Annotated in this window: 30 protein-coding genes and 3 tRNA genes; 21 read left to right on the forward strand and 12 right to left on the reverse strand. The window is 56.1% G+C overall.

Annotation, left to right across the window (positions count from 1 at the left end; all coding sequences use genetic code 11):
- Positions 1-24 precede the first annotated feature (24 nt).
- The 3 genes from LG374_RS09970 to LG374_RS09980 are packed head-to-tail and all read right to left on the reverse strand — an operon-like array spanning position 25 to position 1,237.
- Positions 25-270 carry a recombinase RecA gene (locus LG374_RS09970; protein WP_225757548.1) on the reverse strand — a complete coding sequence of 82 codons (246 nt, stop codon included), beginning with the start codon at positions 268-270 and terminating at the stop codon, positions 25-27.
- The gene (locus tag LG374_RS09975) at positions 270-1,052 is read right to left on the reverse strand and encodes a TatD family hydrolase (protein WP_225757549.1); all 783 of its coding nucleotides are present in this window, start codon (positions 1,050-1,052) and stop codon (positions 270-272) included. The genes LG374_RS09970 and LG374_RS09975 overlap by 1 nt, the downstream gene beginning before the upstream one ends.
- The gene (locus LG374_RS09980) at positions 1,049-1,237 is read right to left on the reverse strand and encodes a hypothetical protein (RefSeq protein WP_225757550.1); all 189 of its coding nucleotides are present in this window, start codon (positions 1,235-1,237) and stop codon (positions 1,049-1,051) included. The genes LG374_RS09975 and LG374_RS09980 overlap by 4 nt, the downstream gene beginning before the upstream one ends.
- 92 nt (positions 1,238-1,329) lie before the next feature.
- On the opposite strand from LG374_RS09980, the gene LG374_RS09985 reads away from it, so the two are divergent.
- The 4 genes from LG374_RS09985 to LG374_RS10000 all read left to right on the forward strand — a co-directional run bounded on the left by LG374_RS09985 (position 1,330) and on the right by LG374_RS10000 (position 4,320).
- On the forward strand, positions 1,330-1,671 hold the full coding sequence (locus LG374_RS09985) for a hypothetical protein (protein ID WP_225757551.1): 342 nt from the start codon (positions 1,330-1,332) through the stop codon (positions 1,669-1,671).
- Between the two features lie 2 nt (positions 1,672-1,673).
- Positions 1,674-2,825, forward strand: coding sequence for an MFS transporter (locus LG374_RS09990; protein WP_225757552.1), 1,152 nt, complete (start codon positions 1,674-1,676; stop codon positions 2,823-2,825).
- A 28-nt stretch (positions 2,826-2,853) separates the two neighbouring features.
- Positions 2,854-3,447, forward strand: coding sequence for a single-stranded DNA-binding protein (gene ssb / locus LG374_RS09995; RefSeq protein WP_225757553.1), 594 nt, complete (start codon positions 2,854-2,856; stop codon positions 3,445-3,447).
- Between the two features lie 198 nt (positions 3,448-3,645).
- Positions 3,646-4,320: an HAD family hydrolase gene (locus LG374_RS10000; RefSeq protein ID WP_225757554.1), complete on the forward strand. Its 675-nt coding sequence runs from the start codon at positions 3,646-3,648 to the stop codon at positions 4,318-4,320.
- A gap of 196 nt (positions 4,321-4,516) precedes the next feature.
- Here LG374_RS10000 and LG374_RS10005 read toward each other — a convergent pair.
- Positions 4,517-4,592, reverse strand: a tRNA-Arg gene (locus LG374_RS10005).
- Positions 4,593-4,854: 262 nt separating this feature from the next.
- On the opposite strand from LG374_RS10005, the gene LG374_RS10010 reads away from it, so the two are divergent.
- Genes LG374_RS10010 through ilvC form a run of 6 tightly spaced genes read left to right on the forward strand, consistent with a single transcriptional unit; the run spans position 4,855 to position 9,177 of the window.
- Positions 4,855-5,013 (forward strand): hypothetical protein, encoded by a 159-nt coding sequence (locus tag LG374_RS10010; RefSeq protein ID WP_225757555.1) that lies wholly within the window; start codon positions 4,855-4,857, stop codon positions 5,011-5,013.
- Positions 5,014-5,028: 15 nt separating this feature from the next.
- Positions 5,029-6,795, forward strand: a complete 1,767-nt coding sequence (gene ilvB / locus LG374_RS10015) for a biosynthetic-type acetolactate synthase large subunit (protein WP_225757556.1) — start codon at positions 5,029-5,031, stop codon at positions 6,793-6,795.
- Positions 6,792-7,298, forward strand: a complete 507-nt coding sequence (ilvN, locus tag LG374_RS10020; RefSeq protein ID WP_225757557.1) for an acetolactate synthase small subunit — start codon at positions 6,792-6,794, stop codon at positions 7,296-7,298. Before ilvB ends, ilvN begins: the two co-directional genes overlap by 4 nt.
- Positions 7,299-7,316: 18 nt before the next feature.
- Complete coding sequence (locus tag LG374_RS10025; RefSeq protein ID WP_225757558.1) at positions 7,317-7,736, forward strand: hypothetical protein; 420 nt, start codon at positions 7,317-7,319, stop codon at positions 7,734-7,736.
- Between the two features lie 30 nt (positions 7,737-7,766).
- A complete protein-coding gene (locus tag LG374_RS10030) occupies positions 7,767-8,111 on the forward strand; it encodes a hypothetical protein (protein ID WP_225757559.1) in 345 nt (114 codons plus the stop codon).
- A 52-nt stretch (positions 8,112-8,163) separates the two neighbouring features.
- Complete coding sequence (ilvC, locus tag LG374_RS10035) at positions 8,164-9,177, forward strand: ketol-acid reductoisomerase (RefSeq protein WP_225757560.1); 1,014 nt, start codon at positions 8,164-8,166, stop codon at positions 9,175-9,177.
- 309 nt (positions 9,178-9,486) lie between these two features.
- Here the strand turns inward: ilvC and LG374_RS10040 are convergent, their stop codons facing one another.
- From LG374_RS10040 to LG374_RS10075, 8 genes are read right to left on the reverse strand one after another with little or no spacing between them, the layout of a single operon-like run.
- Entirely contained in the window at positions 9,487-9,912 is a 426-nt protein-coding gene (locus LG374_RS10040; RefSeq protein ID WP_225757561.1) for a hypothetical protein, read from the reverse strand.
- A gap of 27 nt (positions 9,913-9,939) precedes the next feature.
- Positions 9,940-11,370 carry an undecaprenyl-phosphate glucose phosphotransferase gene (locus LG374_RS10045; RefSeq protein WP_225757562.1) on the reverse strand — a complete coding sequence of 477 codons (1,431 nt, stop codon included), beginning with the start codon at positions 11,368-11,370 and terminating at the stop codon, positions 9,940-9,942.
- On the reverse strand, positions 11,315-12,283 hold the full coding sequence (locus tag LG374_RS10050; protein ID WP_225757563.1) for a glycosyltransferase: 969 nt from the start codon (positions 12,281-12,283) through the stop codon (positions 11,315-11,317). The genes LG374_RS10045 and LG374_RS10050 overlap by 56 nt, the downstream gene beginning before the upstream one ends.
- A gap of 12 nt (positions 12,284-12,295) precedes the next feature.
- Positions 12,296-12,862 carry a DUF4240 domain-containing protein gene (locus tag LG374_RS10055; RefSeq protein ID WP_225757564.1) on the reverse strand — a complete coding sequence of 189 codons (567 nt, stop codon included), beginning with the start codon at positions 12,860-12,862 and terminating at the stop codon, positions 12,296-12,298.
- Positions 12,859-13,221, reverse strand: a complete 363-nt coding sequence (locus LG374_RS10060; protein WP_225757565.1) for a TfoX/Sxy family protein — start codon at positions 13,219-13,221, stop codon at positions 12,859-12,861. The genes LG374_RS10055 and LG374_RS10060 overlap by 4 nt, the downstream gene beginning before the upstream one ends.
- The gene (gene glf, locus LG374_RS10065; protein ID WP_225757566.1) at positions 13,214-14,362 is read right to left on the reverse strand and encodes a UDP-galactopyranose mutase; all 1,149 of its coding nucleotides are present in this window, start codon (positions 14,360-14,362) and stop codon (positions 13,214-13,216) included. Before glf ends, LG374_RS10060 begins: the two co-directional genes overlap by 8 nt.
- Complete coding sequence (locus LG374_RS10070) at positions 14,352-15,080, reverse strand: ABC transporter ATP-binding protein (protein ID WP_225757567.1); 729 nt, start codon at positions 15,078-15,080, stop codon at positions 14,352-14,354. Before LG374_RS10070 ends, glf begins: the two co-directional genes overlap by 11 nt.
- A gap of 3 nt (positions 15,081-15,083) precedes the next feature.
- The gene (locus LG374_RS10075; RefSeq protein WP_225757568.1) at positions 15,084-15,854 is read right to left on the reverse strand and encodes an ABC transporter permease; all 771 of its coding nucleotides are present in this window, start codon (positions 15,852-15,854) and stop codon (positions 15,084-15,086) included.
- Between the two features lie 149 nt (positions 15,855-16,003).
- On the opposite strand from LG374_RS10075, the gene LG374_RS10080 reads away from it, so the two are divergent.
- From LG374_RS10080 to LG374_RS10130, 11 genes are all read left to right on the forward strand, one after another.
- Positions 16,004-16,088, forward strand: a tRNA-Leu gene (locus tag LG374_RS10080).
- A gap of 48 nt (positions 16,089-16,136) precedes the next feature.
- On the forward strand, positions 16,137-17,453 hold the full coding sequence (tig, locus tag LG374_RS10085; protein WP_225757569.1) for a trigger factor: 1,317 nt from the start codon (positions 16,137-16,139) through the stop codon (positions 17,451-17,453).
- Positions 17,454-17,672: 219 nt separating this feature from the next.
- The gene (gene clpP, locus LG374_RS10090; RefSeq protein WP_225757570.1) at positions 17,673-18,293 is read left to right on the forward strand and encodes an ATP-dependent Clp endopeptidase proteolytic subunit ClpP; all 621 of its coding nucleotides are present in this window, start codon (positions 17,673-17,675) and stop codon (positions 18,291-18,293) included.
- Positions 18,294-18,321: 28 nt separating this feature from the next.
- Positions 18,322-19,569: an ATP-dependent Clp protease ATP-binding subunit ClpX gene (gene clpX / locus LG374_RS10095; protein WP_225757571.1), complete on the forward strand. Its 1,248-nt coding sequence runs from the start codon at positions 18,322-18,324 to the stop codon at positions 19,567-19,569.
- Between the two features lie 14 nt (positions 19,570-19,583).
- Positions 19,584-21,980: an endopeptidase La gene (lon, locus tag LG374_RS10100; protein WP_225757572.1), complete on the forward strand. Its 2,397-nt coding sequence runs from the start codon at positions 19,584-19,586 to the stop codon at positions 21,978-21,980.
- 220 nt (positions 21,981-22,200) lie between these two features.
- The gene (locus tag LG374_RS10105) at positions 22,201-22,506 is read left to right on the forward strand and encodes an HU family DNA-binding protein (RefSeq protein ID WP_006985371.1); all 306 of its coding nucleotides are present in this window, start codon (positions 22,201-22,203) and stop codon (positions 22,504-22,506) included.
- 103 nt (positions 22,507-22,609) lie between these two features.
- Positions 22,610-22,696, forward strand: a tRNA-Leu gene (locus LG374_RS10110).
- Positions 22,697-22,779: 83 nt separating this feature from the next.
- A complete protein-coding gene (locus tag LG374_RS10115; protein ID WP_225757573.1) occupies positions 22,780-23,088 on the forward strand; it encodes a PTS sugar transporter subunit IIB in 309 nt (102 codons plus the stop codon).
- 342 nt (positions 23,089-23,430) lie between these two features.
- A complete protein-coding gene (locus tag LG374_RS10120) occupies positions 23,431-24,048 on the forward strand; it encodes a hypothetical protein (protein ID WP_225757574.1) in 618 nt (205 codons plus the stop codon).
- Positions 24,045-24,626: a GrpB family protein gene (locus LG374_RS10125; RefSeq protein ID WP_370639313.1), complete on the forward strand. Its 582-nt coding sequence runs from the start codon at positions 24,045-24,047 to the stop codon at positions 24,624-24,626. Before LG374_RS10120 ends, LG374_RS10125 begins: the two co-directional genes overlap by 4 nt.
- Positions 24,623-25,759: a VWA domain-containing protein gene (locus LG374_RS10130; RefSeq protein ID WP_225757576.1), complete on the forward strand. Its 1,137-nt coding sequence runs from the start codon at positions 24,623-24,625 to the stop codon at positions 25,757-25,759. Before LG374_RS10125 ends, LG374_RS10130 begins: the two co-directional genes overlap by 4 nt.
- Positions 25,760-25,883: the final 124 nt, after the last annotated feature.

Raw genomic sequence — 25,883 nt, forward strand, 5'->3', positions numbered from 1 at the left:
GTGAGTGGTATGGTGCCAGGCGGGTCAACTGCACGCTTTTTGTCGCTGCGCCCAGGCGATGGCAGTCGTGATGGCGGCGCGGGCTTGCGGGCTGTTTCGCCAGCAGGTGCTGCCGGTGAGGTAGGCGCCGTGGGCGAGGATGTCGTCCACGTCGGCTTCCGCGAGGGCGGGAATGTCGTCCAGCCCCATTTGCGCGAGACGCTGGATGATGGTTTTGCCGATGCCTTTTTCGGCGAGCAGGCTTTTTTCTTGTTCTGGGGTGAAGGGCATCAGGAGACTCCAAAGAAGCGGCGGGTGTTAGCCAGGGTTTGCGCGGCGAGGGCGGCAGGGTCTTCGTCGCGGCAGCGCGCGACTTCGTGCAGGACCGCCGGCAGGTAGCGCGGTTCGTTAACGCGCGGTAGGGGGTTGAGGGTTTTGGGGGTGAGGTAGGGCGCGTCGGTTTCGAGCATGAGACGGTCAGCGGGGATGTGGCGCACGGTGTCGCGTAGTTCGGCGCCGCGTTCGGGGTCGCAGATCCAGCCGGTGATGCCGATGTAGAGGCCGCGCTCTGTCATCGCTTCCATTTGTGCGCGTGTGCCGGTGAAGCAGTGCCAGACGGCGCCGGCGAGTTCGGGCAGGGCGTCGCCGAGGATGGCGGCAAAGTCGGCGTAGGCGGCGCGTTCGTGCAGGAAGACGGGTTTTTGTACGGTTTTGGCGATGGCAAGCTGGTCGGTGAAGCAGCGGCGCTGGTTGTCGCGCCGCGCGAGGTTGCGGTGGTAATCCAGCCCCATTTCGCCAACGGCAACGCAGCGTGTTTCGCGGGCGAGGGTTTGCAGGAGCAGGCGGTGCGCGGGGGCGTGCCAGTCGTCGGCGTGGTGCGGGTGGTAACCGGCGGTAGCGTAGAGTTCGCTGTGGCGGTTGGCGAGTTCGAGCGCGGTCTGGTTGCTGGCGGCGTCGCTGCCGGTGATGATCTGCGCGATGACGCCTGCCTCTTGCGCTTCGGCAAGGATGCGGTCGAGATGCGGCAAGAGGCGTTTGCTGGCGAGGTTGCAGCCGATGTCGATAAGCTTCACAGGCGGATCAGCAGGTAAACGAAGGCGATGACGCAGAGGATGATGATGGCAAAGGTGCCCCAGTGCTGCGGCGCGTTGCGCGAGCGTTCCACCAGGGCGCGGTAGCCGCCGCTTTTCACCATGCGGTAGGCGTAGTAGATGACGGCAGCGGCGACGACGACCAATCCGACTTTGTTCCAGTCCATACGGTATTTCCTCTGTAAAATGGGGCTTTCATTGTATCTGATTGGGGGTTCCCATGCCGTTTGTGGACGCTTCGCCCGTAGGGCAGCATTTTATGAATTTTTCCCGGCCTCTTGCGCTGTCGCTGGTCGCGCGCGAGGGTGATTTATTGTCGTTTTTGCTGGTGTACGGCTTCGGCGAGTACCGCTTTACGGCGGATACGGCGCGCCACGATTGTCTGCGCGATATGCAGGCGATGCTGGATACGCTTGCGGGTGGCGGCGATTGTGCCGAGGCGCTGTTTGTCGATGATGCCGGGCAGGTGCGCCTGCTGGTGCAGGGCGGCGGCGATGTGCTGACCTTTGCCTGCTATGCCGATGGCGAGCTGCTGCCGTGGTTACAGGGCGAGGCCGGGCGCAAGGCGTTTACCGCCATACTGTGTGCGTTGCTGGCGTGAGGATGACGATGGTAACTTCCTGGCAGCGCGGTATCGCGATTCTCACGGGGATTTATGTGTCCCGGATGTTGGGGCTGTTTATGGTCTTCCCCGTCTTTTCCCTCTACGCCAGCGAGCTTGCCGGCGCGAACAAGACCTTGGTCGGCGTCGCGCTCGGCATTTACGGCCTCAGCCAGGGCTTGCTGCAACTGCCCTGCGGCTGGCTATCCGACCGTTTCGGGCGCAAGCCGGTCATTGCCGCTGGATTGCTTTTGTTCGTCGCGGGCAGCCTGCTCGCGGCGACGGCGACGACCATCACCATGATGATTGCCGCCCGCGCAGTGCAGGGCATGGGCGCAATTGCCGCTGTTACCCTGGCCTATGCGACCGACATCACCCCCGGCGAAAAACTCGGCAAAGTGATGGCCATCCTCGGCGGCAGCATCGGCATGGCCTTCGTGCTGTCGCTGATTATCGGGCCGCTGGTTGCCGCGTGGATTGGCGTCGCCGGACTCTTTTACCTGATCGCGCTGATAGCAGGCCTTGCCCTCGTCGCCAGCCTGCGTTTGCCACTTGTCCCCACCCGGCCGCAAACCGCTGCCACAGGGCATTACGACAAACGCCAACTGATGCAGGCCGCTGCCGCCATCTTCTTCCTGCACGGCGTCTTCACCGCCACCTTCCTTGTCCTGCCGCCGCTACTGGTGGACGCGGGCATCGCCAAAGCCAACCACTGGTGGCTGTATCTGCCCGCCAACCTCGTCGCCCTCTGCTTCATGCGCGTCAAAGCGACACCACACCCGCTTAACTTCGGCATCAGCTACCTGCTGCTCGCCGTTGGTACCAGCCTGCTCGCCATGCCGTTTGGCACGTGGTGGCTGCTCTTTGCCCTTAGCATCTACTTCATCGCCTTCTACCGCCTCGAAACCGGCCTGCCGCACTGGGTGGCGCATATCGCCTCGCCCGATGCGCGTGGCCGGGCGATGGGCCTCTATTCCAGTGCCCAATTCCTCGGCAGCTTCTGCGGCGGGGCGGTGGCGGGGCGCCTGTGGCACGACCTGCCGCCGGCGACCGTCCTGCTGCCACTCGTCGCCGCCTGCGCCTGCGCCGCGCTCCTTTTGCTGAAAATAGGCAAAACGACTACACTACGCGCCGCAACGCACAGCGACTCTTAACCTTTAACATATTGAAACAGGACAAAAAATGGCAGGCGTCAACAAAGTCATCATCATCGGAAACCTCGGCAACGACCCGGATATGCGTTACATGCCCAGCGGCGAAGCCGTAGCGAACCTCTCCATCGCGACCTCAGAAACCTGGACCGACCGCAACACCGGCGAAAAACGCGAAAAAACCGAATGGCACCGCGTCGTCGCCTTCCGCAAACTGGCGGAAATCATCGGCCAGTACTGCAAAAAAGGCAGCAAAATCTACATCGAAGGCAAACTGCAAACCCGCAAATGGACCGACCAGAGCGGACAAAACCGCTACACCACCGAAATCATCGCTGACGAAATGCAAATGCTCGACAGCCGTGGCAGCGGTGGCGGCGACTGGGGCAACAACCAGGGGCAAGACTACGGTAACCGTGGCCAGGGCGGCTACAACAACGCTAACCGTGGCGGCGGCTACGGCAACCAGGGCGACGACTACGGCTATAACGACTATGGCAACAGCGGCGGTGGCAATCAGCGCAACAGCATGCCGAACAAACCTGTCCCCCCGCAAAACGACAACGGCGGCTTCGGCGGCCCGACGCTTGATCAAGACACCTTCGACGACGACATACCGTTCTGAGTCACCCACAAAACCGCGCCCGGCGCGGTTTTTTACTACGCAGCCGCCAAGCGGCGTCATTGCTGGGTTTTGTAGAGACGTTGCCTGCAACGTCTCAAAAACAAAAACCGTGTCATTACCCCGCTTGGCGGTCGCGTTTGCCGCAAAGTCGGCAAAATCGCCGACCTGCCCTATGGCCTCTATAACCCTCTCAACCCCATGACCTATCGCATCATCCTCTTCGACTTCGACGGCACCCTTGCCGACAGTGCCCAATGCAGCATCCTTGCCACCCAGGCCGCCTTCGCCGCGCAGCATCTGCCCGCGCCAGATGCCGCTGCCATCGTGCACAGCATGGGCATTCCCATTGAAACCGCCTTCCGCAGCCTCGGCGCGGCAACGCTGAGTGACGCGGCCTATGCCGCGTTGCTGGCCGACTTCCGCCGCTATTACAGCGACTATACCGCCGACCACGTCCGTCTCTTCCCCGGTATCTCCGCCCTGCTCGCCGCCCTCAAAGCGCAGCACAAAACCCTCGCCATCGTCAGCAGCAAACGAAACGCCCGTCTGCGTGACAACAGCGCCCGGCTCGGCATCGACGGCTACATCGACGTCTGCATCGGCTCGGACCAGGTGACGCACTACAAACCGCATCCCGACAGCGTCCACGTTGCCCTTGCCGCCCTCGGTTACCACGGCGCACCCGAAGCCGTCATCACCGTCGGCGACGCGACGGGCGACATCCGCATGGGGCAAGCCGCCGGCATCCGCACCTGTGCCGTCACCTGGGGCGCACATGATGCCGTCGCCCTGCGCGCCGCCGCCCCCGACTATCTCGCCGACAGTGTCGCTGCCCTGCAACACATCCTGCTTGCGGGAGGCACCGCGCGGTAACAGAAGGGAGGGAGACGCCAAGCGGCGTAAATACAGGATTTTGTAGAGACGTTGCCTGCAACGTCTCCATCCCAAACCGTCAGCTTGCACCAAATCCTGCCAAGCGGCGTGGCGGCGGGATGTTGTTGGTCCGGAGACGGGCATAAAAAAAGCGCCAACGATGTTGGCGCAAGGAAAAGGAAAAACAATGAAAAACTGGCCCGCCCGAAGGGATTCGAACCCCTGACCTTTGCCTCCGGAGGGCAACGCTCTATCCACTAAGCTACGGGCGGGAAGGTGGCGCATTGTAGCGGAAGCCTTATCCTTCGGCAATTCTTCCGCAGGGGCGCATTGGCTGCACATTCTCACGCGTTATACTGCTTTTCAGCGTAATTTACTTATTTCCTGTTTTCACCATGAAGTGTCTATTATTAACGGCATTATCCTTTTACATCGGTAAAAGTCGCTCAATTTTTCGCTAAAAGCACAAAAATAACGCGCGCGCATAAAATATTTGCGCATTTATGTTTTTGCATATTTTTGGTGAATATCGCTATGGTGAACCGCTTAACAGGCGATGTCCTCCCGCTTGACACGGTGAATATCATCATTTCTGCCGCCGTCTGCCGTCATCCTGCCGCTTGCTGCCCGCCGGAAGCGGCAAAACGCGGCTTGACGCCCTGCAATGTGATGCGTACTGTTACCCGCCCGTAACGAGAAGAAGCAGCTATGGCGAAGAAAAAACATCACATCAGCGGTGCAGACATCATCATTGAGGCACTGCGCGAGGAGCAGGTTACGCACGTCTTCGGTTATCCGGGCGGCGCGGTGCTGCATATCTATGACGCGATTTACAAGCAGAAGGACATCACCCACATCCTCGCCCGCCACGAGCAGGGCGCGGTGCACGAGGCGGATGGTTACGCGCGCGCGTCCGGCAAAGTCGGCGTGGCGATTGTCACCTCCGGGCCGGGACTGACCAATGCCGTGACCGGCATCGCTACTGCCCACGCCGATTCCATCCCGCTGGTCGTCATTTCCGGGCAGGTGCCGTCGGTATTGATTGGTAACGATGCTTTTCAGGAAGTCGATGCGGTCGGCATCACCCGCCCCTGCGTCAAGCACAGCTTTTTGGTGAAGAATGTGGAAGAACTGGCGCTGACCATCAAAAAGGCTTTCCATATCGCGCGCAGCGGCAGACCGGGTCCGGTGCTGATTGATGTCGCCAAAGACGTGACCGGCGCTTTCACCGATTTCAACTACCCCGATGAAGTCTCGCTGCGCTCTTATCAGCCGACGGTAGAAGGGCACGTCGGGCAGATCAAGCGCGCGCTGAAATCGCTGAAAAAAGCGAAGCGTCCGGTGCTGTACTTCGGTGGCGGCGTCATTCTTGATAATGCCCACGCGGAACTGATTGATGTGGCGCGCCGCCTGCACCTGCCCGTGACGGGGACGTTGATGGGCCTCGGCGGTTATCCCGGTAACGACCCGCAATTCCTGGGGATGCTGGGGATGCACGGCACTTATGAAGCGAACATGGCGATGCACCATGCCGATGTGCTCTTTGCCGTCGGCGCCCGCTTCGATGACCGCGTCACCGGCGATGTGAACAAATTCTGCCCGCATGCGGAAATCATCCACGTCGATATCGATCCCTCTTCCATCTCGAAAAACGTCACCGTGCACATCCCCATCGTCGGCTCGGTGCGCGCCGTGCTCGGCGAGATGCTGCACCAGATGGGCGAAGAAACCGCCGATCCCGCGCACACCGCCGACTGGTGGGCGCAAATCGCCAAATGGCGTGCGGTTGACTCGCTCAAATACGAAACCGATGGCGAACGCATCAAGCCGCAGCAAGTCATCGAAACCCTCTACAAACTCACCGGCGGGCGCGCCATCATCGCGTCCGATGTCGGCCAGCACCAAATGTGGGCGGCGCAATACTTCCCCTTCCATGAACCGCGCCGCTGGATCAATTCCGGCGGCCTCGGCACGATGGGCTTCGGCTATCCGGCGGCGATTGGCGCGAAAATCGCCCGCCCCGAAGAAGACGTGTACTGCATCACCGGCGACGGCTCCATCCAGATGATGATTCAGGAAATGACCACCGCCCTGCAATATCAAGTACCGGTGAAAATCCTCTGCCTGAACAACGGCTACCTCGGCATGGTGCGGCAGTGGCAGGAATTCTTTTATGGCCGCCGCTACTCGATGAGCACCATGGACGTGCAGCCCGATTTCATCAAACTCGCGGCAGCCTACGGCCACAGCGGCGTGCGCATCGAACGCCCCGCCGACCTTGAGTCGGCTCTGCGCGACATCATCGCCCAGAAAGACAAAACCATCTTCGTGGACATCATCACCGACCCCGGCGAAAACGTCTATCCGATGATACCGGCGGGCGGCGGCCAGGCGGAAATGCTGCTCGGCAAAAGTTCGCGCCGCAACAAAGACAACGACCAAGACAGCGACAGCCAGGAAATGGTACTGATATGAGCACAAAACGACACGTCATCTCCCTTCTCATGGAAAACCGCGCGGGCGCGCTCTCGCGCGTCGTCGGCCTCTTCTCGGCGCGTGGCTTCAACATCGAAAACCTCAACGTCGCGCCGACGCAGGACGAAACCATCTCGCGCCTGACGCTGGTCACCTACTGCGACGAAAAACTCATCGAACAAATCAACAAACAGCTCAACAAACTCATCGAAGTCATCAAGCTGGTGAACCTCGGCGATACCGAATTTGTTGACCGCGAAATGCTCTTAATCAAAATTAACGTGGACGCGAAAAACCGCGGCCAATACCTGCAACTGGCGGAAGCCTTCCGCGCGCGCATCATCGCCATCACGCCGAGTACCGTCATCTTCGAAGTGACCGGTTCGCAGCGCAAACTGGATGCCTTCATCGGCGTGCTGGAGCCGGAAATCATCGCCGAAATGGCGCGCACCGGCGTTACCGGCCTTGCTGCCACCGGCACGGGCAAGTGCCTCATCCTCTAACCACAACGGAGAACATCCATGAAAAAAATCGTCCTCCTCATCCTCGGCGCCCTGCTGGCAGGCAATGTCCTCGCGCAGTTCGACTATCCCGGGCGCAAACTCAACAGACTGACCCTTGAAATCATCGAAAAAGCCAAACAGGCAGCGGAAAAAGTGCCGGACGAAGCGGCGAAAATCGAAGCCTTTATCGCCTACCTCGAAACCCGGCGGGAAGAATACAAAGAAACCTCGCTGGAAGCCTGCATCGCCGAGCGGGGTGTGGAAAAAGCCGGGGCGTGCAGCTGTGGCGCGGAAAAATCCGACTACCCGCGCCTCTTCCGTTTCTGGGCGCTGCACAACCTCACCGAGCAAGACACCAGCACCGAACTCGACGCACAGACGACGGCCAACGACGCTGTCGCGCAAGAATGCGGCCTGACGGACGAACAGGCGCAATAACTCATTAAGGTGTAACGCAAAAGGAAAAAAATGACGACAGTGAACACAGTCGAAGAACTTAGAGAAGCGTTAAAAAATGGCGAAGAGACAATAGAAATCGAGGGGAAACTCGCCAAAAAAACCATTCAACTGAGGTCAATAGGCGCCATTGCATGGACAATCTACTATGCTTCTTGCGTATTGGACTGTTACTTGGTTCTGACTATGGCCTTAATAGCCCCGACACCCGCCAGAATCATAATGTTGGTAGTATCCAGCGTCATAGGCGGCATAAGCCTTGTCGTTGCCGGTGGCGATATCTATACCCTCATCAAAATGCGCGCATACGAAGAAATCAGCCGCACAGAAAACACCCTCCTCTTGGAGAAAAAATAGCGCTGCTGCCCCCTAGTTCACCCTTTCACCTATCCACAAAACCGGAGAATCCATGAAAGTCTATTACGACAAAGATGCGGACATGAGCGTCCTGCAAGGCAAAACCGTCGCTATCCTCGGCTACGGTTCACAGGGCCACGCCCATGCCAACAACCTCAAAGAAAGCGGCGTGAACGTCGTCGTCGGCCTGCGCGAAGGCGGCGCAAGCTGGAAAAAAGCCGTAAATGCCGGACTTACCGTCAAACCCGTCAAAGACGCCGTTAAAGGTGCGGACATCGTCATGATCCTGCTGCCGGATGAAAACATCGCCGAGGTTTACCGCGACGTCGAAGCGGACATCAAAAACGGCGCGGCGCTCGCCTTTGCTCACGGCTTCAATATCCACTACGGACAAGTCAGCCCCAGAGCCGATCTGGACGTCATCATGATTGCGCCGAAAGCGCCCGGCCACACCGTGCGCAGCACCTACCAGCAGGGCGGCGGCGTACCGCACCTCATCGCGGTTGAGCAGGACAAAAGCGGCAAAGCGCGCGACCTCGCTCTCGCCTACGCCGTGGCGAACGGCGGCGGCAAAGCGGGCATCATCGAAACCAGCTTCAAAGAAGAAACCGAAACCGACCTTTTCGGCGAACAGGCCGTACTCTGCGGCGGCGTGGTCGAACTCATCAAAGCGGGCTTCGAGACGCTCGTTAATGCGGGCTATGCGCCGGAAATGGCCTACTTCGAATGCCTGCACGAAATGAAGCTCATCGTGGACCTCATCTACGAAGGCGGCATCGCCAACATGAACTACTCCATCTCGAATAACGCCGAATTTGGTGAATACGTCACCGGCCCGGCGGTTATCAACGAGGAAAGCCGTTACGCGATGCAAGAATGCCTCGCCAACATCCAGAACGGCGAATACGCCAAACGCTTCATCACCGAATACAAAGTGGGCGCGCCGTCCATGACTGCCCGCCGCCGCCAGAACGCTGAACACCCTATCGAAATCGTTGGTGCCAAACTGCGCGACATGATGCCGTGGATAAAAGCGAACCGCCTGGTGGATCAGGAAAAGAACTGAGTCCGCTATATCACAAAGCAAAGCCCCTTCAACGAAGGGGCTTTTTTTATGCGGGATTCAAGTCCGAACGTGCGTCAAGCGGGATAAACACAGGGCTCGCGGCCTCCCGCCAAGCGGGACGAATACTAGGCATCCGGGCTCACCAAGCGGGATAAACACAAGGTTTTTATTCCCCCTTCTGCTCTTTGGTCACCTTCCCCTGCAAGCAGGGGGAAGGGATTTTGTGTCAAGCGGCGTCAATACTGGGCTTGCCAAACGGCATCAATCCTGAACCGTCAGGCAGGATAAAGATGCTGCCGGTGGTGGGGATTAGGGGTTTTCTCCGTTCTGCCGGAGTTGTGGCTGGAAGATGCTTTGCCAGTAGGCTTCGTCAAAGGGTTGTGTCTGCATGTAGGCGGCGATTTGCGGGTAGGCGGCGCGTACCTGGCGCACAGTTTTCCAGGTTTGCCAGAGCAGTTCCCGGGTCTTTTTGCCGGAGTAGGTGCAGTAGTAGCCGGTGCTGCCATCCGGGTTGTAGAGGAAGTATTGCTGGTAGGGGTAGATGATGGGGAAGTTGCCGTTATCCATCGAAAGCAGCGGGATTTTACCGTTGCTCAACGCCGCTTTTTTCCACGGGATGATGAGGCGGATGGAGGCCAGCATCATGCCGCCGAAGACCCGCTTGGGCTTGGCGATTTGCGCGATAGCGACGGCGCGGTAGATCATTTCCGGCACGAGCAGGATGTCGTCGTCCATGAAAAGGATGTAGTCGCTTTGTAAGTCTTATTGTGCGTGGCGGTCGTGGAAGACGCGCAGGGCGGTCAAGGCGATGATTTTCAGGTCAAGCGCCAGCGACCAGTTGTTGATGTACCACAGGTCGTAGTTGATGCGCTCTTCGAGGTCGGTGTCGCCGCGCCAGCCGTTTACTTGTGCCCAGCCGGTTATGCCCGCTTTGACCATGTGTTTTTGCATGTAACCGGGGATTTGGCTTTTGAATTGTTCGACGTATTGCGGGCGTTCCGGACGCGGGCCGACTACAGACATTTCGCCTTTGAGGACGTTCCAGAATTGCGGCAGTTCGTCAATGCTCAGACGTCTAAGCCAGCGGCCGAGCGGGATGGTGGGTTTTTCCGCCGCCCCACCCCAGGTACTGCCGCTTTTTTCGTTGTCTACCGGCATGGTGCGGTATTTGATGATATTGAAGGTGTCGCCGTTCCAGCCGACGCGTTCCTGCCGGTAAAAGACGGGGCTGCCACTCGTCACGCGTATCCACAGGGCAACAAGGATGAGTAGCGGCGAAAGCAGGATGAGGGCGAGGATGGCGATGGTTTTGTCTTCCAGCCATTTGGCAAAGCGTTTGCCGCCGTGCATTGGAGAGATGCTGAGATCAAGTGCATAGTGGCCGACGAGGTTGGAGGCACGGTAGTTAATAAGGCGGATGTTACGCAGGTCGGGGATGTAGCGGATGTTGGCAGTGCTGTATTTGAGGGTATCCAGGATTTCGCTGACGGCATTGGCATCTGTCAGCGGCAGGCAGATCCAGATTTCGTCGCAGGGCGGTTCGCCGTCGTGCGTTGGGTCGTAAGCGCGGATATCGTCAATGTCGTTATAGTGAGCGGTATCAGCATCGGTCAGGCGGATTTGCGTGATGCGATAGCCTGAAAGCGGTTCACGGCGCACGGAGCGGTAGATGTCGCGACAGGCGTTCTGGCTACCGATGAGGGCGATGTGGCGGGTGTTATAACCCGCGCCGCGCAGGCGGTTGAGGAGAGCGTAGGCGATGAGGCGAGTGATGATGCAGGCGGCACAGGCGGTACTCAACCAGATGCCGAACCACAGGCGCGAGAAATGGTGGCCCGCTTTGGTGAGGTAGAGGTAGGCGACAATGAGGGCGGCGAGGTAGGTGTAGCCACGCATAAGGCGCAGGAAGAGGCTACCGCGCAGGGCACCACGCCAGGAGCGGTACACGCCACCGGCGCTGAAGAGGTACACGGCGGCAAGCGAGGACAGGGTAGTCATCCACTGATAGCGTTCCCACTGCCAGATGGGGTAGCCGAAGTAAGCCCAGAAGGTAAAGGCACCGGCGAGGTAGATGAGAATGGCGTCAACGGTTTTGGCAAGCCAGTGCATGTAGTGCATGGCACCGTTGCGCGCGGGATTAGCGGGCGGTTGGCGCGTCATCGGGGTAGTCGCGGATGATGGTGGCAGGGTCACGACGCAGGTTGCGGCGCAGGCCGTCACCGACTGCCTGACGCCACAGGCGCAGGTAGCGGCGTTTATGTTGGTAATGGCGCACGGCAGCCAGCCAGAGCAGCGCTTTCAGCAGGGCGACGGGGTAGTACCAGATACCCGCCGCCAGGCGGTAAATGAGCAGGCCGTTGCGGTAGGTGTAATAGGCTTTCCACATGGGGTGGTAACCACGGCGCGTACTCTTGAAGGTGGAGCAGTCGTGGATGAAGCGGACGGTCGGCAGGAAGGCGTGGCGCGCGCCCTGTTTGCGCAGGCTGAGGGTATAGAGGATATCGTCGCCGTAGATAAAAAGGGCGGCATCAGGCACGCCGCAACGCCGCACCCAGTCGGCGCGCACAAAGTAGCCGACGAAGGATGAGCTATCGATGGTGACGGGAGTGTTCTGCGCGTAGGCGGCGTGGTCAAGGTGGAAGGCGGCGCGGGCGCGGCCGGTGATGAGGCCAAGAGCGGTCTGCCACAGTTTGCGCGGGTGCCAGAAGGGGTTGTAGCTGGGGCGGTTCATTTCACAGATACGGCCGTCGGGGTAATACACGGCGGCAGCGGCGCTATCGGTATTGCTGAGGTCAAGGGCAGCGAGTTGTTGCAGGGCATCAGGGGCAGGATAGGCGTCGTCGTCATAGCAGACGAGCCAGTCGGGATCGTAGCTGAGGGCGGCGGTCATGCCCTGGGCGAAGCCGCCCGCACCGCCGCTGTTTTTCTCGCTCAGGATGAGATGCAGGCGCGGGTCGTGTTGCCCTGCGAGCCAGGCGCGGGTGCCGTCGGTTGAGGCGTTATCGACAACGATGACGGCGGAAAAGGGTTGAGCGAGGGTCGCTGCCAGGGTGTGTTGCAGTTTTTGGCAGCGGTTGTGGGTGACGATGACGGCAGCGATATTCATGGGTGGAGCAGGTTATTCCCAGAACATGGCGTACAGGCGGGGGCAGAGGCGCTGCATGGTCGCAGGATCGTCTTCTTCCCAGTCAAAAGTGATGTCGGGATAGCCGCGTTCGTCAGGCGAGAGGTATTCGTAGATTTCTGCGCCGCCGGTTTTTTCGGCGAAGATGTCGCGGGCGATGTAGGCGATGTCTTCGCGTTCGTAGTCGTCATTTTCCGGATCGGCGATAGCGGCGAGGCTGTCAGGGTTACTGACGGCGGCTTTGTACACGGCTTCGCCGCGCGAGATGAGCCAGTAGCGGAAGTAGTCAAAGCCATCATCCGAGCAACCACCGCACATAAGGTAAGCGGCGCACCACAGGTGGCTGGTATAGGAAGCGCGGTGCAGGGCGTTAAAGCGGTTTTCGAAGGCGAGAATGTCCTGCCAGTCAAGCTCGCTGAGGAGGGCGGTAAGCGAGGTGTTTTGTGCTTTGTCCTGGGCGTCAGAGTCGTCGCCTGCGGCGGCGGCAGCAGCAAGGGTGGTGGCAATAATGCCCCAGAAGCGCTCTTCGGGCATGTGTGCAGTGATAGGGTGCAGGTTCATGATTTTCCCCTTTTGCGAGGTATTTTCGGCGGCAGGCTGCGGTTATGGGTGAGCGCGATGTCCAGCCAGCGGTAGAGGTCGGCATCGCTGGTGATGATGCTATGAGCAAGGTTGATCCAGCCTGCCCCCATGCGGCGTCCGGCGCCCATTTCTGCCTGACTGACGCCCGTCTGTTGCAGATAGCGGGCATGGTCAGCGGGGGCGACGCGCAGTAGCAGGGTGTTCTTGGCGATGGCGACGCAAGCAAGGATATGTTCGCGCACCATGAAAGCCAGTCCGCCGAACATGTTAACTTCGCGGATGTCGGTTTCGCCGGCGAGGGCGGTACGGATGCGGTCTATCAGAACGGTATCAGTCATGCAGGAAGACGGGCATGGGGCTGCCGTTTGTTTGGGCAGCGAGGTAGGCGCGCGCAGCGTCCAGTGCCTCGCGGATGGTTATGTCCATGTCGAGGTAACGGTAGGTGGCCAGCCGTCCGATGAAGGTGATGCGCTCAAGGCCGCGCGCCGCTTGCTGGTAGGTATCCAGCAGTGGCTGGGCGGCGGTGAGACGGATGGGGTAGTAGGGCAGGTCGTTTTCACCACAGGCACGGCTGTATTCGCGGTAGCAGACGGTGTTGTCGTGATTTTCCCACGGGGCGAAGTATTTGTGTTCGGTAATGCGGGTATAGGGAACGTCCAAGTCGCCGTAGTTCATCACCGCGGTACCCTGGTAGTCCCCTGTGGCGGTGAAGCACTCGAAATCGAGGGTGCGGTAGTCGAGGCGGCCATGCTGGTAGTCGAAGTAGCCGTCCAGCGGGCCACTGTAAAAGGTATGGGCGTAGGCGGCGCTGTCGCTGCGCTGATAGCGGGTGTTGAGGCGCAGATGGATGTTGGGATGATCCAGCATGGCGGCGACAATGGCGGTGTAGCCGTCTTGCGGCATGCCCTGGTAGCGGTGCGCGAAGTAGTTGTCGTCGTAGTTGAAGCGCACCGGCAGGCGCTTGAGGATGGAAGCGGGCAAGGTGCGCGGATCGAGGCCCCATTGTTTTTGCGTGTAGCCTTTGAAGAAGGCTTCGTAGAGGGCGCGGCCAACGTATTTCAGCGCTTGTTCTTCGAAGTTCTGCGGCTCGACGATACTGTTATCCGCTTGTTCGGCGAGGAAGGCGCGAGCTTCTGCCGGGCGCAGGGTTTTGCCATAGAACTGGTTGATGGTGTGCAGGTTGATCGGCAGGGAATAGACCTGGCCGCCCACGGTGCTTTTGACGCGGTTGGTATAAGGCATCATGGTGCCGTAGCGCCGGATGAAGTCCCAGACTTCGCTGTCATCGGTATGGAAGATGTGCGGGCCGTAGATGTGCACCATCACGCCGGTTTCGGCGTCGCGCGCGCTGTGGCAGTTGCCGGCGAGGTGATCGCGGCTGTCGATGATATCCACTGATAATCCTGCTTCGGCGAGGGTACGGGCGATGGTGGCGCCGGAAAAGCCGGCACCGACGATGAGGATGCTTTTATTGGTCATGAGAGTTCTCCGTGTGTTCTTCGCGCACGATGCGGCCGTGTTCGAGAATGAGCATGCGGTTGCAAAGGCGCTTAGCGAGGTCGAAGTCGTGGGTGGCAAAGACGAGGATGCCCGCGTGTTCGATGAAGCGCATCAGCCGTGCCTCGGCTTTTTGGCGGAACGCTTCATCGCCGACGCTCATCCATTCATCCATCAGGAGGATTTCCGGTTGCAGACTGGTCGAGATGGAAAAGGCCAGACGCAGCACCATGCCGCTGGAATAGGTACGTACCGGCATATTGATGAAGTCACCCAGTTCGCTGAATTCGACGACTTCATCAGTGATGTTTTCGATCTTTTTCGGCGAAAGGCCAAGAAAGAGACCGCGCATGCGGATGTTTTCAAAACCCGTCGCCTCGCCGTCCATGCCGAGCATGGCATCCAGCAGGCTGGTCACTTTGCCTTCGACGGCAATATGACCGCTGGATGGCGCATAGACGCCAGCGAAAACGCGCAGCAGGGTGGTTTTCCCGGAACCGTTATGCCCGACCAGGGCGACGCGTTCACCTTCGCGGATATCAAGGCTGATGTGTTTCAGCGCTTCGATTTCGGCAAAGCCTTTGCGGAAGCTGTTTAGTCCGCCGCCCGCCGCCGCCTTGAAGAAAGTTTTTTTGAAAGAACGCTGATGGGCGTCAAAGACGGGAAAGGTGACGCTGACGTCGTCTGCTGTGATACGCATGATTTATAGCCAGTAGGTGATTTTGCGGCGGGTGAGATTGAATACCCACACCGCGAATAGCGAACCGACGACGGCAAAGACCGCCGCTACCTGCCAATAGAGGGTAGCGGGCCGGTGTCCCAATACGGGATCGCGTAGCAGCGTAATCAGCGAGGTGAACGGGTTGATCTGGGCAATATGCAGGCGCGTGGGCGGCAGCTGTTGCAGCTGCCAGATAATCGGTGTGACGAAAAACAGTAGGGTCACGACACTCTGGATGACCGGCAGCATATCGCGGAAACGGGTGCAGAAAATGGCGATGATCAGCCCCAGCCAAAGGATATTGACCGCAACCAGCAGGAAGGCGGGCAGCAACCAGAAGACATTGCCGTTGACGGGAATACCAAGGAAAAGCATCACCAGCGGGTAAATCAGGAGATTGTGCAGGAGAATCAGTAGTTGCCGGTAAAACACCCGCAGCACCAGTGCCGAAAGCGGCAAGTAGGACTGTTTGAGGATATGTTCGTTTGCGGTGAAAGTCTCGGCATATTCCGTCAGTGACCCAGCAATAAAGGCCCAGAAGATCAGGCCCAGTGCCAAATGCGGAACGAAATTCGACAAATCGATAGCAAACAGCGTCCCATATAAAGGCCCCATAGCCGACACCGTGACCGCCATACTCAATGTAATCCAAAACGGCCCCAGGGTAGAACGGCGGTATTTCAGGCGAATATCCTGTTTCGCCAACGCCTGCCACAGGCGGAAAGCGGCGATACCACGACGGATATCCTCCATTGCATCATTTCTTATCAAGGTATAACGCCTCATTATCAAGACAAAACGTCGCAATTATCCATAATTGCCCCGACAAAGCAATGCAAGGCATGGCAAGGCTTCCTTGCATTTCCCCAGACCCTATGCTTAAATGCGCCGCTTCTTTTACTGCGAGAGTGGCGAAATTGGTAGACGCGCTGGATTTAGGTTCCAGTGGGGCAACCCTTGAGAGTTCGAGTCTCTCCTTTCGCACCAGTTTTCTTACATTTTTGGCAGTTGTTGCCACATTGAATCGAGGACAGCATGCAATCATCCGTTGAACATTTGGAAGGTCTAACGCATAAATTAACGGTTGAGGTTCCGGCGGAACGGCTGGATCAGGAAGTTGAAAAACGCTTGAAGGACATCCGTCCACGTATCCGGATTGACGGTTTTCGTCCCGGTAAAGTGCCGCCTGCTGTCGTGAAGCAAAAATACGGCGACAGTGTCCGTCAGGACGTCCTTGGTGAAATCATTGATGAAACCTACCGCGAAGCCATCAAGGATGGCGGTTACGCTCCGGCGGCATCCCCGCAAATTGAACTGGTTTCTGGTATGGCGGCTAACGAGCCGGTCAAATACATCGCTACTTTCGAGGTTATGCCGGAAGTGAATGTGCAAGGATTAGATAGCATCAGCATTACCCTGCCGCATACCACTATCGGCGATAAAGATGTTGATGACATGATTACTACCTTGCGCCGTCAGCAAGGTACCTTTGTCGAAGCCGATAAGGCTGCAGAAGACGGTGACCGCGTGACCGTAGATTTTGTTGGCAGAATCGATGATGTCGCCTTTGATGGTGGCAGCGGTGAAAACGTGAACTTCATCATCGGTAACGGCCAGATGCTGCCGGATTTCGAACAGGGGCTGCGAGGTGGCAAAGCAGGGGAAGAACGTACTTTTGACGTCCATTTCCCGGAAGATTATCACGGTAAAGATGTGGCTGGTAAAACTGCGCAATTTACCGCAACCGTCAAAAAAGTTGAACAGCTCAATCTTCCTGAAGTGGATGGGACCTTCATCCAAGCCTTCGGTATCAAGGATGGGGATGTTAATGCCTTCCGCAAAGCTATTTATGACAACATGGCACGTGAGCTGAAAAATGCTATGTTGCGTATTCGTCGCGCCTATATGTTTGATGCATTGCTGGAAAAAAATGCCGAACAGCCCATCGCTGAAGGTATGGTTCGCAACGAAATTGCCCGTATGGCGCGTGAAATGCAATTAGAGCGGCAAATACCTGACGCCAAAGCACGTGAAGAACTGGCGACCCGAGTCTTTGATGAAGCAGCGCGTGGCCGTGTACGCCTTAGTTTGCTAATCAATAAACTCTTTGAAGAGCGCAAGCCTGAGCTGGATAAAGCCCGCGTTGAGGAGCGCATCCAGTCCATTGCAACAACCTACGAAGACCCGCAGGAAGTTATCAATTTCTATAATAACGACCGCGATGCGCGGACAAATCTTGAAGCGGCGATTCTTGAAGAACAACTGATTGATCAGCTCTACGAACAGGCGCAGGTCAGCGAGGAAGAAAAAACCTTCCAGGAAGTCATGGCACTTGGCCAGCAGCGCGGTTAAGCATTTCGCACACGCAGGGCAGCCTTAGGCTGCCCTTCATTTATTTCTGCCTGTCATACTTGTCGCGCTAAAAAACAGCGCACTTGTCTCGCTTGGACGGATATCACCTTCATAGAAACCGCCTAGTTGCCTCGCTTCAAAGCGTGCTTTACATCCCAGCCTTGAAATTTTTATCAACCACCCGCACATCGGGGACTAGCCTTTTCCAGGAGAAAACACATGGACATTCAAAATAATCTGCTCATCCCGATGGTCATCGAACAGACTGGTCGTGGTGAACGTTCTTACGACATCTATTCTCGTCTGCTGAAAGAACGGGTCATTTTTCTCGTCGGCCCAGTCAACGATGCCTCGGCCAACCTAGTCGTCGCTCAGTTGCTTTTCCTTGAAGCGGAAAACCCGGATCAGGATATTCACCTTTACATCAACTCACCGGGCGGTTCTGTCACAGCCGGTATGTCCATCTACGACACTATGAACTTCATTAAACCCGATGTTTCTACCCTCTGTCTCGGCCAAGCGGCGAGTATGGGCGCCTTTCTGCTTTCTGCCGGCACCAAGGGGAAGCGCTATGCCCTGCCGCACAGCCGCGTCATGATTCACCAACCGCTGATTAGCGGTGGCTTGGGTGGACAGGCATCCGACATTGAAATCCATGCCCGCGAACTGCTCAAAACCAAAGCCACCTTGAATGAATTACTGGCCAAGCACAGCGGTCAACCACTGGAAAAAATCGAGCGCGATACCGACCGCGATAACTTCCTCTCTGCGGAAGAAGCGGTTAATTACGGCCTGGTGGATCATGTGACCACCTCGCGCACTGATCTTGCCGCTTCCTAAGGCCTTATCCCGAATTCCGGAGCCAATTATGACCGACAAACACCACCGCTGCTCCTTCTGCCACAAACCGGATAGCGAAGTCCGCCGCCTGATTTCTGGGCCGGACGGCATCAATATTTGCGACGAATGTATCACCCTCTGCGGTGATATGCTGAAAGACGGCGCTCCTGCTGCAGAGACCCCGTCCTTATTTGAAGGCAAGCCGTTACCGACCCCGTCGGAAATCAAGGCCTTCCTGGACGACTACATCATCGGCCAGCATCAGGCAAAAAAAGCGCTGGCGGTTGCGGTGTACAACCACTACAAACGCCTGTTGCTTAACCAGCAAAAAGCCGACGATGGTGTGGAAATCGTAAAAAGTAACATCCTGATGATTGGCTCAACCGGCTCAGGCAAGACCCTGCTTGCACAGACCCTAGCCAAGTGCCTTGATGTGCCCTTTGCCATCGCCGATGCCACAGCCTTAACCGAGGCCGGCTACGTTGGTGAAGACGTGGAAACCATCGTGCAAAAACTGCTGATGAACTGCGACAACGACGTGACCCGCGCTGAAAAAGGCATCATCTACATTGACGAAATCGACAAAATTGCGCGCAAGAGTGAGAACCTGTCTATTACCCGTGACGTATCGGGTGAGGGCGTACAACAAGCCCTGCTCAAACTGGTTGAAGGTACGGTTGCTGCCGTGCCGCCGCAAGGCGGACGCAAGCATCCGCAACAAGAACTCATCCACGTCAATACCAGCAACATCCTCTTTATCTGTGGTGGAGCTTTTGCCGGGTTGGAAAAACTAATTGCCAAGCGCACCGAACAGGGCGGTATTGGTTTTGGTGCCCATGTCCATACCAAAGCGGAGGCGGATGAAAACAACAATCGCCTGCTGCAACAAATTGAGCCGGAAGACTTGGTCAAATTTGGTCTGATTCCCGAATTTGTCGGTCGCCTACCCATTATCGCCCTGCTGGATACCCTTGACGAAGACGCGCTGGTGCACATCCTGACTGAGCCGAAAAATGCCATCGTGCGCCAATTCGAGAAAATCTTCGGTTATGAAGACGTAGCGCTCGAATTTACGCCAGAAGCGCTGCAAGCCATTGCGCAAAAAGCCATCAGCCGCAAAACCGGCGCACGCGGCCTACGTTCCATCGTTGAGCAGACCTTGCTGGATACCATGTTCGTCCTGCCTGATCAGAAAGACATTAACAAAGTGACCGTTACCGCTGACACCATCCTGCAAGGCAGCGCCCCCCAGACACACCAAAAAGCCACCGCCTGAACTGAAGAAACCTGATGCAAGAAAACAACCTTCCCGTATTGCCACTGCGCGACGTCGTCGTTTACCCGCACGTTATCGTGCCGCTCTTCGTTGGCAGAGAAAAATCCATTGCCGCCCTGGAAGCTGCTAACAAAGAAAACCAGGAACAACTGCTGCTGGTGCCGCAGAAAGACGCTACTGTGCGCGAACCGGAAATTGCCGATCTGCATCCCATCGGCACGGTTGGCCGTATCGTCCAGATGGCGAAACTGTCTGATGGCACCGTCAAAGTGCTCGTAGAAGGCCTGCGGCGTGTTGAAATAGAGCAATGGCAGGACAATAGCAACTATCTGCAAGCGAGCTATCGCGATTATGGACAGCCGGAAGTGGACAATGTCGCTACCGACGAGCAACGGGCGATGGCCAAAACAGCCGTCGAACAATTTACCCGTTTCCTCAAAGAGAACGATAAAAACGCGGATGACCTGCTGCAAAACCTGCGTCAACTGAATAATCCTGGACGCATTGCCGATACCATTGCAGCACATATGGATCTCACGCTGGAACGGCGTATCGCTATTCTAGACAGCGTGATTCTCAGCGAACGCTTACAGCACATCCTGATTATTCTGGAAGAAGAACTCGAAAAAACTGACCTTGACCGCAAAATCCGCAAGCGGGTCAAGCAGCAAATGGAACGCAACCAGCGCGAGTACTATCTGAACGAACAAATCAAGGCCATCCAGAAAGAATTGGGCGAAATGGAAGACGCCTTAAATGACGTTGAGCAACTGGAAAAATCTATTAAAGATGCCGGCATGTCTGCCGATGCTGAGAAAAAGGCCTTATCCGAGCTGAATAAACTCAAACAAATGTCGCCCATGTCGGCCGAAGCGAACGTCATCCGTAACTACCTTGAATGGATGATTGATTACCCGTGGTCAAAACGCCGCCGCAGTCAGTACGACATTGCCCGCGCCGAAAAAATTCTTGATCGCGATCATTACGGTCTTAAAGACGTCAAAGAACGCATCCTCGATTACCTTGCCGTACAAAAACGCAACAGAAACGGCAAAGGGCCGATTATCTGCCTCGTTGGCCCGCCTGGTGTGGGTAAAACCTCGCTGGGTAAATCTATCGCTGAGGCGACCGGACGCGACTTCGATCGCATCTCGCTCGGTGGCGTACATGATGAAGCCGAAATACGCGGTCACCGCCGTACCTACATAGGTTCCCTGCCCGGCAAAATTGTGCAGAAATTGTGCAAACTCGGCAGCAACAACCCGCTTATCCTGCTGGATGAAATCGATAAAATGGGTATGGATCACCGTGGCGACCCTGCTTCCGCTTTACTTGAAGTCCTTGATCCGGCGCAAAACTCCGCGTTTAGCGACCACTATCTGGAGACCGACGTGGACCTGTCCAGCGTACTCTTCATTGCTACCGCCAACACCCTGAATATTCCAGCCCCGCTGCTGGATCGCATGGAGGTCATTCGTTTGCCTGGCTATACCAGCCGCGAAAAAAACGAAATCGCCACGCGTTACATCCTGCCGCGCCAGATCCGCGAACATGGGCTGCACAAAAACGAATTCCAGCTGGAAGACGGTGTCATCAACGATATCATCGAAGACTATACTCGCGAAGCAGGCGTACGGAATCTTGAGCGGGAAATTGGCAAATTAGCACGGAAAAGTGTGCGCAAACTGCTGACTCCGGAGATCAAGAGCATCACCATAGATCGCGCTAACCTGGAAGATTACCTCGGTGTCGCCAAATACCGCCGTAGTGAAGATGACCTGCGCAACAAAATTGGTTGTGTGACTGGTCTCGCTTGGACATCCGTCGGCGGTGAAACCTTACAAATCGAGGCAACCGTCTTCCGGGGCAAGGGTAAACTTAACCTGACCGGGCAACTCGGCGACGTGATGAAAGAATCCATTCAGGCTGCATCGTCCGTCATTCGCAGCTATCTCGAAACCCATTTGCCCGATCTGCGTTACGACGAATACGATATCCATATGCACCTGCCGGAAGGAGCAACCCCGAAAGATGGCCCCAGCGCCGGAATCGGCATGGCAACCGCATTACTTTCGGCACTGTGCAAAATCCCAGTGCGTGGTGACCTCGCCATGACTGGTGAAATCACTCTACATGGACGCGTGCTGGCCATTGGTGGTTTAAAAGAAAAACTGCTGGCCGCCGTGCGTAGTCACATCACAACCGTACTGATTCCGGAAGAAAACCGCAAAGACCTGCGCGATATCCCTGACGAAGTCAAGGATGCGCTGACCATCATTCCGGTCAACCACATTGAGCAAGTCTTTGAACATGCCTTTGAAGCATCGGAAATTCCCCTTAGCCAGCGGTTGGCCACACATAAACAACCGCCTCCGATTAGCACTGAGGCCGTAAAAAACGTGCGTTGCTAGGCAGAAAAACCAGCAAAGCCCTAAAATAGCCACCTTAGCAGGTGGCTTAATAATGTCCATGAAAACATGTAATTAGCAAAAATACCACGCTAACGTGGTAAAAACGCAACAAAAAAGTGAAAAAAAGATTGCGCCCCGCCACTATGACTGTATAGAATTTCGCCGTCGGCGTAGTAAGAGCGCCGTCTAATCCTGTAAAACTCACAAAAAAGGTAGATTTATGAACAAGACGGAATTAGTTGATGCTATTGCTGCCGCTGCGGATATTACCAAAGCACAAGCTGGTAGAGCACTGGATGCCGTACTCGAAAGCGTGACCGAAACCCTGAAGAAAGGCGAGAAAGTTACATTAATTGGCTTTGGTACATTTGAAACCCGTGAACGTGCAGCCCGTACTGGCCGTAACCCGCAAACGGGCAAAGAAATCCAAATTGCTGCCAGCACAACCCCTGCATTCAAAGCAGGTAAAAAATTGAAAGATGCTCTTAATGCCTCTGCCAAAGGGAAAGGCAAAAAAGGCAAATAAATCATCCTAAAAAAGATGGCAATAAATATGCCCGTCTTTTACAAAATAGGGTGTAAAAACGTTGCAAGCAAAAGAAAAAACTTTATAATGCACGCCCTGCCTAGCCTGAGTGGCGGAATTGGTAGACGCAGCGGATTCAAAATCCGCCGGTGGTAACACCTTGAGAGTTCGAGTCTCTCCTTAGGCACCAATTATAAAAAGCCCCGCTTGCGGGGCTTTTCTTTATGTTGTTGCTATACAACACTCTCGATAGACGAGTATCAAGGAGTTCGCATGAAAATTCTCGTAACTTGCGCACACGGCACCAGTACCGGTCCCATCATGAAAAACAAGGTAGAGTTGGTACTGCAAGAATTCGAAATTCCTTTTGAAAAGATTGATTACTGCGCGATCGTCAAGGCAAAGGATATTGCCGAACAATACGATGTCATTTTCTGTGCCACTAGCTTTGCCAGCCTTTTCAAAAATGCGGCAGCGATGGGGACGGTTGTAATCGGCATGCGCAATATTCTATCGTTAGAAGAAATCCGTCTGCGTCTGCAAAATGCGGGGCTTGCGCCTAATACAACGGGTATGGATTAAACGCGCTAAAACGGGCGGTTATCCGGCCTTTCTCTCTATACAGCATTCAACCAACGCATAAAAACCTTATTTGCATGACGCATACAGCTATGCCGTTCTTTGGGAATATGCTTTGTCAAGAGCCCGCAACGGATTTTGGTGTCCATAATTCATGGGCGTTAGCAGTAATAGCTAGAGTTCTCTTTCCCGTAAAATAAGCGGGGCGAAAATAATAGGACGGCGGATATGTCGCATTGCTTGAAAAAATCTTCTCGCCATATCTGCATGCTTTTCATGCGAATCTCTAGGTAGCGTCTTTTTTCGCAGAGTTGGTGCTCTCTTCTTTTCTCTGTATTTTGAATCATGCAGTACCCACCTATCCGAAAACTCAAGACTATCTCTAAAAATGAAAACCGCCTCTTTAACTGCGTGTTTGCCATTGCCGTCGGTGTCTCTTTGTTTGTCTTTGCCGATGATTTGCTCAATGGTCGCCAGCTGGTTGGCTTTGGCAAGATACTGCTGGTACAGGCGGTTATTGTCATGCCACCGCTATATGTTCTGAGCAAATGGAATGAATACCGCCGCCGACGTCTGATAACACAGGCTATTGCTGAATTGGGATTAACCATCCATATGGCGCATTGGGAAAAAGAACCGTTGAGTTTATTAGCGCTTGATACCGCGCAATGCAAAATCGCGCTGTTGCGTGCCGATAACGATTATGCCCCTATCGTCATCGACAAGGTGGACATTCTGCAGTGCCGGATCGTGACAGACAGCAAGGACCGTACCCGTAGCAGCGGCTTTATCTGGGGTAATTATTTCAGTGAAAGTGTCTCAGTTGAGAGCAAAGAAACCTACACGCTGGAAATTCATTATAAAGAAAGGGACAGGACTGTCCATATTCTGCAATTACCCTTCGGCAAAGATCGCATTGCCGCAGAATCTTTATCGCAAACCATTCATCTTTTCGGCATATGAATAAACCTCTAACGGAAATGACGCTTGCTGAATTATGGCAATTATTCCCCATCGAGCTTACCCCGCATAATCCAGCCTGGGCGGATTGGTATCAGGAAGAAGCGGTATTATTACGGCAATATCTCCATCCGGAACATATCCGCATTCATCATATTGGCAGTACGGCAATTCCTGCTATTTGGGCCAAACCAATTATTGATATTCTGCTGGAAGTTACCGACAGGCAAACCATGCAACGCGTTGCTGCCGTATTGGTAGCGCACGGTTATTTGCAAATGTCTGCCAATGAACAACGCATTTCCCTCAATAAAGGCTACACGCCGCAAGGCTTTGCCGATAAAGTCTTCCATATCCATCTTCGCTTGCCGCAAGACAATGACGAACTTTATTTCCGTGATTATTTGCAAACGCATCCTGCCATTGCGCGGGCATATGAAGCCTTGAAATTGTCGCTGTGGCATCGCTACGAACATGACCGGGATGGCTACACGGCTGCCAAAGGCGATTTCATCCGCCGATACACGCAGGTGGCCAAGTCGCTTTATCATGCGCCTATCAACACGGAGGATTCTGTATGAATGACATTGTGCAACGCTGGCGGCTGGTGCTGGGTACTGAAGCACAGGAAACGACCGGCTGTGTGCTGGGCGAGCGCGAGTTGCGGATGGACAAGGCACTGGCGGCTCTTTATGACGAATCCGACAAACGCGAGCGGCGCGGCGGCTTGGGTGCATCCGCGCCGAAGGTCAGCACCTGGCTGGGCGACATCCGCGAGTTTTTCCCGCAGTCGGTGGTGCAGGTAATGCAGCAGGACGCGGTCGAGCGCCTCAATCTCTCCAGTCTGCTCACGGAAAAGGAAATGCTGGTGAATGTCGTACCGGATGTGCATCTGGTCGCCACCCTGATGAGCCTCAGCCGTGTTATTCCCGAAAAAAACAAGGCACTGGCGCGCGAGGTGGTGCGCAAGGTAGTCGATGAGCTGCTTGCCAAACTTGCCGCGCCGATGCAGCAGGCGGTCACAGGGGCGCTGAACCGCAGTGTGCGCAGCCGCAATCCTCGTTTCCGTGAAATCGACTGGCACCGCACCATTCTGAAAAACCTGAAGCATTATCAGCCGGACTACCGTACTGTTATTCCAGAAACCCGCATCGGTTTTGGCCGTAAGCGCCGTGCCCTGCGCGACATTGTTCTTTGTCTTGATCAAAGTGGTTCAATGGGCACTTCGGTCATCTATTCCGGTATTTTCGCTTCGGTGCTGGCGTCCTTGCCCAGCCTGAGTACACGTCTCGTCGTCTTCGATACGTCAGTGGTGGATTTGACGGACGATATGCAGGATCCGGTTGACCTGCTTTTCGGCGTGCAGCTTGGCGGTGGCACGGACATCAACCGTGCCCTCGCTTTCTGCCAGGAGCGCATCACCCGTCCGGAAGAGACAACGCTCGTTCTCGTCACTGATCTCGAAGAAGGCGGCAACAGCCAAGCGATGCGCCGCCGCATGGTCGAACTGGTGCAAAGCGGGGTGCAGTTCATCGTGCTGCTCGCCCTTAACGATGATGGCGCACCGTTTTACGACAAAAGCCACGCCGCCTTCCTGGCCAGCCTTGGTGTGCCCGTCTTTGCCTGCACGCCCGACCGCTTCCCCGACCTGATGGCCGCCGCGCTGAACCGGCAAGATCTGTCACTTTGGGTGTCGCAGAATATCCAGAGCTGACTACCAAGCGGCATAAATACTGGCCTCGCCAAGCGGTATAAACACTGGCCCCGCCAAGCGGCGTCGTTACTGGGCCCGTCAAGCGACGTGGTTGCGGGTCTTGCTATAGGCACAAAGCCGGAAG

It is taken from the genome of Cardiobacterium sp. Marseille-Q4385, assembly GCF_916618745.1.
Classification (GTDB): Bacteria; Pseudomonadota; Gammaproteobacteria; order Cardiobacteriales; family Cardiobacteriaceae; genus Cardiobacterium.